2 protein-coding genes are annotated in these 1,775 nt (G+C 67.2%); both read right to left on the bottom strand.

Annotated features, from left to right (window positions below):
* A partial coding sequence (locus E8D38_RS27515) for a flagellin N-terminal helical domain-containing protein (protein WP_484209598.1) occupies nt 1–238 on the bottom strand: 238 nt, incomplete at its 3' end.
* A gap of 177 nt (nt 239–415) precedes the next feature.
* A partial coding sequence (locus tag E8D38_RS27520; protein WP_140637465.1) for a flagellin N-terminal helical domain-containing protein occupies nt 416–1,775 on the bottom strand: 1,360 nt, incomplete at its 5' end.

The raw sequence follows: 1,775 nt of genomic DNA on the forward strand, positions 1-1,775 counted from the left end.
CTTCGGTGGTCTGGGCCAGCGAGATGCCGTCGTTGGCGTTGCGCGCTGCCTGGTTCAGGCCGCGGATCTGCGAGGTGAAGCGCTCGGAAATGGCCAGGCCGGCGGCATCGTCCTTGGCGCTGTTGATGCGCAGGCCCGAAGACAGGCGCGAGATCGCCGTGTTCAGGTCTCCCTGCGTCCTGGCGGTGTTGCGCTGCGCGGTCAGCGAGGCGAGGTTCGTGTTGATGGTCTGGCTCATTGAAATCTCTCCGTCGAAGCTATGAACTTCCGGCTCGATTCAGCAATGCACCAGTTCGATCCGGACCCCAACTCCTTGCGGGGGATTGGTAGCGAGATTTTTCGGCAGGCTTGAGCCCGGCAAGCCGATGAAAAGAGCGCCGAAATCCCGCCAATTCAAAGCCTGGCGACGGGGAACTCAGCGGAGGAGGGCCAGTACTTGCTGCGACAGCTGGTTGGCCTGGGCGATCATCGCCGTGCCGGCCTGCTGCAGCACCTGGGCACGCGACAGGGCAGCCGTTTCCTTGGCGAAGTCGGCATCCTGGATGCGGCTGCGCGAGGCGGACAGGTTCTCGCTGGTGGTCTGCAGGTTGGCGATCGTGGTTTCGAAGCGCGACTGCAGGGCGCCCAACCTGGCGCGTTCGCTGTTGATGAAGGTCAGCGCCGAGTCCACCGTCTTCAGGGCCTCGCTGGCCCGGGCGTGGGTCGACACGTCCACGCCCGACACCTTGTTCAGCGTGGACGAAGCGTCGGTGAAGGCGTCGTACATGCTCGCCGTGGCGTTGTCGATCGAGAACGGCCGGGCGGAGTCCAGCGTCACCGAGCCGCTGACCTGCAGGTATTCCGGGGAGCCGCTGCCCCCGATCGCGGTCCCGATGGGGCTGAGTTCGTTGCCGTCCGCGTCGAGCTTGTACAGAGCCAGCAGGCCGGCCGAGGCCTGGCCGCTGGTGGCCACCTGGATGTCGTTGCCGGAGGCATTGGTCAGCACCACGGTGGCTTCGTCGGCGCTCAATGCGGCCGTCACGCCGGTCTTCGAGGCCTGCTCGTTGATGGCAGCCACGGCGACCGACAAGCGCCCCGCCGTGGCGTTGGACGCCAAGGTGAACGAGATGCCCTGGGCCGTCGAATTGTCCGAGCGCAGTTGCAGCGAGTAGGACCCGGGGCCCAGAAAGAGCAGCCCGGCCTTGGTGACGGCCGTGGCGGTGACGCCGGTGCTGCCGGCGACGGCATTGATGCGGGCGGCGGTGTCGCTGGCCGTCTGGTTGGCGGCGATGGCCACCTGGCGGCTTCCCAGCACACCGTTGATCGTGACGGTCGAGGCGTCCACGCCGTTCGAACCCCAGGTGTCCGCGGTATCCCACCCCACCTCGATGCCGGCCGCCTTCACCTGGTGGTTGCCGTAGGCGCTGGTGCGCAGGTTGGCGGTGGCCGCCACGATGGTCTGGTTGGCATTGGCACCGACCTGGAACTGCTGGGTGCCGAAGGTGCCGTCGAGCAGCTTCTGGCCGTTGAATTCGGTGGTGGTGGCGATGCGGTCCAGCTCGGAGACCAGCTGCGAGACTTCCTGCTGCAGGGCCTGGCGGTCGCTGGCGCTGTTGGAGGCGTTGGCCGACTGCACGGCCAGTTCGCGCACCCGCTGCAGGATGTTGCTGGCCGCCTGCATGGCGCCTTCGGTGGTCTGGGCCAGCGAGATGCCGTCGTTGGCGTTGCGCGCTGCCTGGTTCAGGCCGCGGATCTGCGAGGTGAAGCGCTCGGAAATGGCCAGGCCGGCGGCATCG

Source organism: Methylibium rhizosphaerae, assembly GCF_006386545.1.
In the GTDB taxonomy this organism is placed as follows: domain Bacteria; phylum Pseudomonadota; class Gammaproteobacteria; order Burkholderiales; family Burkholderiaceae_C; genus Pseudorivibacter; species Pseudorivibacter rhizosphaerae.